General features: G+C 34.3%; 7 protein-coding genes and 1 pseudogene. All 8 read right to left on the bottom strand.

Going from position 1 to position 8,542, the window contains the following annotated elements:
- Positions 1-121 precede the first annotated feature (121 nt).
- Positions 122-1,252, bottom strand: coding sequence for a glycosyltransferase (locus B5F91_RS14505; RefSeq protein WP_087429738.1), 1,131 nt, complete (start codon positions 1,250-1,252; stop codon positions 122-124).
- Positions 1,253-1,460: 208 nt separating this feature from the next.
- Positions 1,461-2,937, bottom strand: a pseudogene (locus B5F91_RS14500) (IS66 family transposase).
- Between the two features lie 72 nt (positions 2,938-3,009).
- Positions 3,010-3,345 (bottom strand): IS66 family insertion sequence element accessory protein TnpB, encoded by a 336-nt coding sequence (gene tnpB / locus B5F91_RS14495; RefSeq protein ID WP_013616418.1) that lies wholly within the window; start codon positions 3,343-3,345, stop codon positions 3,010-3,012.
- Positions 3,339-3,701 (bottom strand): hypothetical protein, encoded by a 363-nt coding sequence (locus B5F91_RS15340; protein ID WP_204244705.1) that lies wholly within the window; start codon positions 3,699-3,701, stop codon positions 3,339-3,341. The genes tnpB and B5F91_RS15340 overlap by 7 nt, the downstream gene beginning before the upstream one ends.
- 99 nt (positions 3,702-3,800) lie before the next feature.
- Positions 3,801-4,916 carry a glycosyltransferase gene (locus B5F91_RS14485; RefSeq protein ID WP_087429737.1) on the bottom strand — a complete coding sequence of 372 codons (1,116 nt, stop codon included), beginning with the start codon at positions 4,914-4,916 and terminating at the stop codon, positions 3,801-3,803.
- The gene (locus tag B5F91_RS14480) at positions 4,913-5,758 is read right to left on the bottom strand and encodes a glycosyltransferase family 2 protein (protein ID WP_087429736.1); all 846 of its coding nucleotides are present in this window, start codon (positions 5,756-5,758) and stop codon (positions 4,913-4,915) included. Before B5F91_RS14480 ends, B5F91_RS14485 begins: the two co-directional genes overlap by 4 nt.
- Positions 5,748-6,965 (bottom strand): hypothetical protein, encoded by a 1,218-nt coding sequence (locus B5F91_RS14475; protein WP_087429735.1) that lies wholly within the window; start codon positions 6,963-6,965, stop codon positions 5,748-5,750. The genes B5F91_RS14480 and B5F91_RS14475 overlap by 11 nt, the downstream gene beginning before the upstream one ends.
- Positions 6,946-8,292, bottom strand: coding sequence for an MATE family efflux transporter (locus B5F91_RS14470; protein WP_158099932.1), 1,347 nt, complete (start codon positions 8,290-8,292; stop codon positions 6,946-6,948). Before B5F91_RS14470 ends, B5F91_RS14475 begins: the two co-directional genes overlap by 20 nt.
- Between the last annotated feature and the right edge of the window lie 250 nt (positions 8,293-8,542).

Below are 8,542 nucleotides of genomic sequence, written 5' to 3'. Positions count from 1 at the left end.
TATTGTTTGGTACCTGTAAAGATATAACATTTTTCCAATTGACCGGCTGATTCTGAATTGTATGTAGCCCTATAACATTATTCTTAAATCAATTCAAAACAGTTTCTAAGTATGATAGATTTTATTCGTATACAAATTGAGGTTTTCCGCTTCCTGCTATCAACCAATCGTACAATTGTATCATCATCTTTGCTACTTGAGTATCTTGGTATTTCTCTTGCACCAACCGCTTGCCGTTTTCGCCCATTCTTTGAATTTCATCTTCTGGCAAAGACAATACCTGCTCTATGGTTTCTGCCAATGTCTGTACATCATTGCTTACCCAATACCCGCAATGTCGGGCGTTCAGTTCTTGCCATGGCGTTCCTAAACTGGCTATAATGGGTGTGCCGACTAATAATGATTCGGCAATGGTCATACCGAAATTCTCGGAAAAACTCGGAACACATAAAGCTGTAAGAGAAGCTAAACGTTCAAACTTCTCTTTACCATTAATAAAACCCGCAAATTCAACATTCGTTAAACGATGCTGTTTTACTAAACTTTTCAATTTGCTTTCATATTCCGGTTCTCCTCTACCCATTATAATAAGCTGGGCATTATCAACCTGTTTCCCTAATGAAATCCAAGCCTTTACTAATGCTTCGGGATTTTTATAAGGATGAATTCTGCCCAAAAAACCAATCCGTTTGATGTTACGATTATTGTTCACTTCATTAATAAACGATGGAATAGGTACAGGATTAGGAATTACTGCGACTGGATTTTTATATCCTAAATCTCGATAATGTTTCATTTCCTCCATGCAAGTACAATGAATGCAATCCGCCAACTTCAAATCTTTATTTACTCCACCTATAGTCAACATCAATTTCTTTTTCCATGCCGAACGTGCTAACGCTTGAGGATAAAGCATACCATGCGGTGTAATAATATAGGGTCTATTTTTCTTTCGTGCTATACGGCAAGTTTCATGGTTGCAATACATCCACATCCCATTTGTATGATAAAGCTCATAATCCGATTGTTCTAAAAAGCATTGGATATTGCGTGAATAACCGTAAGGAGTTATTGCATCATTAGATAAAGCTTTTATCCAATTTTCACCATGTCCCACTATGTCACTAGTATGCAATGTCATCAAATCTACGTTGTCATTAATATGATGCATAGCTAATAATAAATCATAAATACAAGTGGTAGTACCACCGGAATGAATTCCTAAATTAGCTATAGTTTGAAGAAATTTCATTATCAACGCCCTCCTGTTAATATTTTATAACCTGACGGAAAAACTTTCTGCAACAATTTTGCTACAATAATTGCTACTCCGACCATAATTAAAGGATTAATAAAATAAAATAGAATAAGTGTGTAAGCACTCAATTTATGGCATACCCCTTTGAAAGGGCACTTTTGAGTGCCCTAAATCGAGTTTTGTTAATTAATTAGCTTTGAATTTAACATTGGCTGGCAGCCAAAGTGATTTTGCCAGGAACCATGTTAACATAATCCCTGCACCCGTTAAAGATGTTTTTGAAAAAAGTTCCGATGAAGTTCCAGACAGAACTGCCATGAAGCTTTACCGTGCCTATTACACTATGATAAGTCGCAGCCATCTCAGCCCCGGCATCACTGCCATAATGGAGTGAATTGTTGCGTTGGGTAGTCAGCTTCCGAATGGTCCGCTCGGCAAGATTGTTGTCTATCGGGAGTTCACCGTCATCCAAGTAAGCGAAGATCTCTTTCCAGAACCGGTTCAGGTAATTAAGGGCTTCCGTGTAATATTGGCTTCTAAATTCTGAATCCTTTGACAGTTCACTGTCCAACAGGCTGCGCAATTCTATCAGGAGTCCTTTCGTTTCCAGGCTTTGCCTTTCCCGCAACCTCTCTTCCGGGGTAAATCCGGCATCATCATATTTACGCTCCCTCATAAAGAACTCCTTTAAGATAGTGGAAAAGCGTTCAGCCGTCGGTTCACCACCCTGGTTGGAAGCCTTGACAAACTTGTTTTTAGCATGGGACATGCAAACTTGATGTATGGTATCCTTAAACCGGGCGGATTTCAACTCATCCCCGATAAATACATAAGCGTTGTATCCGTCGGACATGATGCTCTTCAATTCCGCATCACCCAGGAAGTCTGTAAGCACCTCACGGCCGCGGGAGCCATTCTCATAGAAGAAAATAACCGTTTTCTGAGCCTTGTTGACCAATACCCAGATGTAACACTTCTTGTAGTGGTCATATTTGCGCACCTTGCACCAGGTCTCATCGCAGTTCACAATCGAGTCCTTTTCCAAGGCAACGGACTTCAATACACGAACCAACTCATCAAGGTATTTCTTGCCTTTCTTAAGCCAGTTGTGCAAGGTGTTTTTAGAAAAGGTCATTCCCATATCCGTCAGGACGATTGCTCAGGTCACGTTCCTTTCGGGGAAGGGCCGGCTCATTCCGGGATTCGTTATTGTCTACAGAGTCCGTACGGAGCGTATCGTCCGTACCGTCATAATCATCTTTTTCCTTTTGCCGGTCAGAAGCGTCCTGTTTAGCTTTAGGGTTTATCCGTTGACGCCTGTCACCAAAACGCTCCTGATTGGCAAAATCAAGTTTTTCCTGGAGAGACTTTGCCTTACGTTCAGCCGATTGGCGAAGCTTGCGCTCTTCCGATAACTGATTTTCCAAATCGGACTGTTTCGATTGCATGGAGGACATCTGCTCCTTCAGTCCCTTCATTTGAGCCATGAAATCCTCCAAGACAAGCTTCATGGCCTTGATGGTCAACTCATCCTCCTGATGTTGTTCCGCCAGGTACTGGATAAACCGGTCTTTTTGGTCGTCTGCCATACCTTCACTATAATTTATAGGGGTCCGTGAGTAGGTTTCCCTACTCAACAATTCCCTTTTTAAGTCTATTATATGTTGCAGCCCGATCATGTTTAAACCTTTGATTTACAGATATAAAGGTACTAAAATAATCGCAGAACCGCAAGCAAACAGACATATTAATTATCTGATTTTTAATGTTTTAACTATAGGGTTTTCCAGTATCAGAACCACATCTTTCCAGTCAATCCGATAAACGGTATCCGCCCCGTTCCGCTCCACTTTCATGAACTGGTAGCCCGCGACAAACTTCTTTTCGAACAGGCTGTATGAATGATTGTCAAATGAAAACATACGGACTATCCTTCGGTTTCGCGACATGACAATAAAGACATCCCCGTCACAGGGTTCCCGGTGAAGCCGTTCACGGATGATGGACAACACACGGCTGTGCTTGCAACGCATGTCGGTAAAGTCACGCACATAATAAAAATGATTCAGGCCGGTAACACTCAGCATAAACCCTCCAGCTTCTCTATCATCCGGACTAAATCCTGATAGCTTAAATTCTTTTGGGACAAGTGTAACCCATTACTGATACGGATGTCAATCCATATGCGGACGGGATTGTCATTGCAGCCTTTTGATACAGGTTTAGGCCGGTCATCAGTCTTGGTCTTTTCTTCATGGGTAATCTCAGGAGCACCATCAACCTGGACTTCAACTACTTTTTTGCGGGTATCCTTAAACCATTTCTGGAAAATGTTATAAGGGACTTTGTGCTTTAAACAAAACGACTGGAGAGACTCTCCATGAGGCAAAGCCTCGGTCTGGTACTGAAAGTAAAACCTTTCAAGATCTTCACTGCTATACATGATTTTTTAAATTTTGATTTGCAGCGAAGGTAGGGATTTATATCAATAGCCATTTTTTGACTGCTTACAGACATAATATACTTGTTTTAATAAATTTCATTAGTGCCATTTATCAAAAAGATTCATTATTATATCCGCAATTTCTTTAGCCTTTTTTCGAGGAGAAATTTGTTGTGCTGAAATGTATGCTTTTTCTGCGACTTCTAGATATATAGATTTATTTGATATTAATAAATCTAAGCAATCGGCTAACATGCGATAATTCCCTCGCTCAAAGGTAAAACCACAAGCATAATCATCAACTAATTTACTTCCACCCATTCCTTTATTTACTACTAAAGGAGAACCACATTGTAAAACATCATTTAAACGCATTCCCCATGGTTCATTTGTCCCTGCACCAACATATACAGAACAAGTTTGATATAATTCAATTAATTTATCTAAACTAACAAAACCCATAAAACTTATATTGTCCAGCCGATGCTGCAATGCATATTTTTTAAGTTCTTCAAGCAATGGTCCTTCTTGTGTAATCACACATTTACAAACTCGTCCTCGTTGTTTCAATATATTTAATGCTTTTAATAATAAAATTGGAGACCTATGCCACTGGTGAATGCCAGAAAGTAGTATTGTAAAATTTTCCCAGTTTTGTATATTTCGTTTAATGCATTGGCTACCTACTATTGGTGGAGAATAATATCCACAAGATATAATTTTATTTTGCGACCAACCTAAATTAAGCATTTCTCTTTCATAGTGCCCGGAGAAATTGATTATAAATTCTGCATTCTTTATATATGCCTTAAGTTTATAAGGAAGTATGTATGATATATAGAGAGATTTTATAAAACGTAAAGGAAATCTATACATATTGCAAGGAGCTTCAGAAGCAATTGCGTATACAATATTTTCAGAAATTGCAATTTGCATTAATTTTTGAAATAACGGAACATTCTGATAAGCAGTAAATATATGATTCCATGTTCTATGCTTTTTTAAAATATTAATTGCAAAATTATTTCCCTCCTCTAAAATATAGATATTATTATCCTCTATTTCCCTACGAGAAAATCCTACATTTTCTCGTAAAGAATAATCTGTACGCCATACATAGATTTTCAGTGGAACAGAAAAAAAATTCCCTAATTCCAAATAAAAACTAATTGTTGAACGGCAATAAGAATAAGCCCAAATAATTAATCCATTCATAAATATATTCCTGAATATTGATTCCCTAATAATTTCCGGTCTATAAACCTCGAATAAAACGAAGTATTAAATAGTTTTGAGAATTTCCATAATTTAATCCAAAACCAAGAACATGAATAATGTTTTTTTAAAAATGATGATTCTTTTTCTTTTTGAATCCATGAAGGATGATTTTTATTTGCTAATATGGAATTTTTAAAATTATGTCCAGACATTTTGGCAGCTTCATGTAGTCTAAGCCCCCAACAATATTTATTAATCCGAACAAAAGGATGTCCACACATTATAAACCGATGCCAAAGTTCAGTATCCATCATATAATGAAAATCTTCCCGTAAGCCTCCTAACTCTGTAAAACAAGATTTTCTCATAAAAGCAGAAGGCCCCCCATTAGAAAATAAATGCTTTTTATTCCAAAATGTATTTTCCTTTTCTGTTTTGCCAACTTTTATAACATACCCTTTTTTATCCATCCATAATACATTGCCTAGGAACCAATCAATATCAGGATTTGCCTGAATGTATTCATTCACAGTAAATAAAGTATTATCAAGTAAAACATCATCAGAATTCAACCATGTTACAAATGTTCCTTTAGCATGTTTAACCCCTTCATTAATAGCGGCACTTTGCCCATTATCTTTTTGACTTTGCCAATATATAATATTTGACTCATATTTTTTTATTATTTCTATTGAATTGTCTGTTGACCCTCCATCCATTACTATAACTTCAACATTGGGATATTGTTGATTTATTATAGATTGCAAAGTCTGCTCTAAATATAATCCTTGATTAAAAGATGGAATAATTATAGAAATATCTACCAATTTATTTTGCATATTCTTTGCTATATTGCGTCTGTATAATTAATGACATTATAAAAAATAGAAAATTTAACCTATCACTAAATGGAGAAAAAAATATATTCCATAGCATCATACAAATTAAAAGGATATTGATGCCCATTAGTTTTAAATCATAAACTAAACCAACATATAAGAATTTAAATATTAACCTAAGAATATAAAGCCAAAATATTAATCCTAAAATACCTGTATAAACCCATCCTCCCATTAAATAAGAATGTCCTGGTAATATTTCGTCTTTTGAGAATTCTTTTTCATCCAAAGAATAATAAGTTAACATGTTACTATTTGCTTTTGCGTAACTGCCATATCCTATAATAGGTTTTTTAGATACAAGCTCTAAAGATTGAAAAAAATCTCCACGAGCAGAAAGTAAACCTAATTCTGAATTATGTTGCATTATGTATTTCTGATATGCTCTTTCTCCTAAAATCTTATGACTAGCCAAATATTCATAACCATAACTAATGCTAAAAATTGAAAAGCATAAAATCAATATTAAAATTAAACATTTATCTTTTAAAAAACGTATTCTATCATAGAATTCCAAATATTTGAGATTTGTCATAAATATTAGCAAACAAACTCCAATAGTCATGCATAAAAAAACATTACGACTCATATGCCAAAGAGACCATATAGCAAAACTTTCTATAAATAAATAAGATAGAAATCGTTTTTGATTATAATACAATAAACCTGAAATTGCTATACATAATGGATAATAAGCATACACGCTCCAAACTTCTGCTTCATATAAATTTAATGATGGTACTTTTTGAAAATAAAATCCCATTAAAGATGAAATTCCAGCTCCCAACCAAAAAAATAACATTCGGCTAGGTTTATCATACAGTGCCCAATATACAAATGGTATCAAAAGAAGAAGAAAAATTACATTAAAAAGCCCTTTAAGCGAATCGATTATAGGTGTCCCATTTAACTGATCTGAAATAAAAACACCCAATAACCATAAAAAAGTCATACCATATAAATACACAACATTCTTGTTCTCTAAAAAGGAAAAAGGATTAATAAGTCCTATATATAAACCTATAATTAATATTTCGCTAATACCAAGCGTGCCTAAAATGCGTATTTTAATAAATGAAAAAAGTCCGATTATAAAAACGACACAATTTTTTTTACTTAAAAATTTTTCATTTGTTCCAAATGCCATTAGCTTCTTTCTTTAATATTTTACTTAATTGAACTTTAGCAAATAATGCCTGAATAAGATAAACAAAGGCTAAAGCTGCAAGAATACCTGAAATTCCCCAATATGTACAAAAGACATAACACAAAGGTATAGAGATAAAAGCAAAAATTACATATATAATCATTTGTATAAAAATTTTCCCAATACCATTAATGATTATCATCAACATATTGGAATAGCTTAATATTAAAACATATAAATACATACTAATTGCTATATCCCAAGTGATAGAAACTGATTGAGAAAGCCATAAATTAAAAACAAAGGGATAAATTAGCAGCATGATAAAACCGACAATTATTGTATATATATAAATATGATTAAGTTTCCTGTACACTTTTTGCATCCATACAAAATCCTGTTTTACATATGCATCTGTATAAGCTATCCAAAATGGAGATAATATTATATTAAGCACCATTTGAATTATAGAAAAATATTTATATAAAACATTATATTGAGTCACGGCTTCAGGTCCTTCTATTCTTGAAAGAATAATATTAGTAATTTGAAATATTATCAACATTGATAATTGAATTAGAAAGAATTTCCCACCGAGAACTACAATGTCTTTTGTCAAAGAGAAATTGACATATTTAAAAGATGGAATATATTGTTTATATTTATAAGAAAAGAGTAATATGGTCGCAAGAAGTAAAACTATGCATGGAATTCCTGATAAAGCAAAAGAAATATACAACATACTTTTGCCAGAGAAAAATGTTAAAATGTAGATACAAATTAAAGCTACCCCTTGACCGATAGTTGTAATAATAGCAGCTAGTGCAGAATGTTGGTCTGCCATAAGTAAAGCAGAAATAATCCCTAATATTAATTGCAATCCTACAAATAAAAAAAGAACAGAACAAACAGATGTTAATAACGAATTGTAAGATTCATCTATATTAAGAAAACCTGCCCAATCAATATAATAATTAATACATTCTGAAATAACAATAATACAACCAAATATAATAATTAACGCAGCATAAGTAGTGCTAACATATTGACATGCTAATTTTAAATTTCCATTAGCTTTGGCTTCGGCAAATTTGTTCTTAAATCCATGTACTAAGCCAATGTCAAAATATGAAATCCATCCAACAATTGAACTTATTGTGAGCCATATCCCATACTGTGTCGGATTCAAATAATTAATTGTCGTTGGTATTAGCAACAATGAGATTAAAATGGCAATCCCTTTATTAAACAGAGATGCTATAACATTTTTTTTTACCAAAATAGAGCGTTCATTGCCTCTATTTAGATAAATCTTCAATTGTTTCATAAACATGTAAGTACTCAATTTAGGGCATCCTCTTTTGATAAAAGGCTGTCTCAAAACGAAAATTGCCTATCAAAAGTAATGTCTAAGGAAGCGTAGCAAAGAAACAACGTCAACGAAGTCAACCTCGTATACATCAGCTTGTGTAAGCACTCAATTTAGGGCATCCCCCGTTGAAAGGGCACTAAGCAGTGCCCTAAATCGAGTTATGTTAAAAATTAGTTTTGAAAATTAACACTGGCTTGCAGCCAAA

This window comes from Bacteroides sp. An322 (assembly GCF_002161765.1).
GTDB lineage: Bacteria > Bacteroidota > Bacteroidia > Bacteroidales > Bacteroidaceae > Phocaeicola > Phocaeicola merdavium.
This window is presented reverse-complemented; position numbering and strand designations above follow the sequence as displayed.

Bases quoted from the DNA above. Each gene is read 5' to 3' on its own strand.
- B5F91_RS14505 (WP_087429738.1), bottom strand. From the start codon at position 1,252: ATGAAATTTCTTCAAACTATAGCTAATTTAGGAATTCATTCCGGTGGT.
- B5F91_RS14485 (WP_087429737.1), bottom strand. From the start codon at position 4,916: ATGAATGGATTAATTATTTGGGCTTATTCTTATTGCCGTTCAACAATT.
- tnpB (WP_013616418.1), bottom strand. From the start codon at position 3,345: ATGCTGAGTGTTACCGGCCTGAATCATTTTTATTATGTGCGTGACTTT.
- B5F91_RS15340 (WP_204244705.1), bottom strand. From the start codon at position 3,701: ATGTATAGCAGTGAAGATCTTGAAAGGTTTTACTTTCAGTACCAGACC.
- B5F91_RS14480 (WP_087429736.1), bottom strand. From the start codon at position 5,758: ATGCAAAATAAATTGGTAGATATTTCTATAATTATTCCATCTTTTAAT.
- B5F91_RS14475 (WP_087429735.1), bottom strand. From the start codon at position 6,965: ATGGCATTTGGAACAAATGAAAAATTTTTAAGTAAAAAAAATTGTGTC.
- B5F91_RS14470 (WP_158099932.1), bottom strand. From the start codon at position 8,292: ATGAAACAATTGAAGATTTATCTAAATAGAGGCAATGAACGCTCTATT.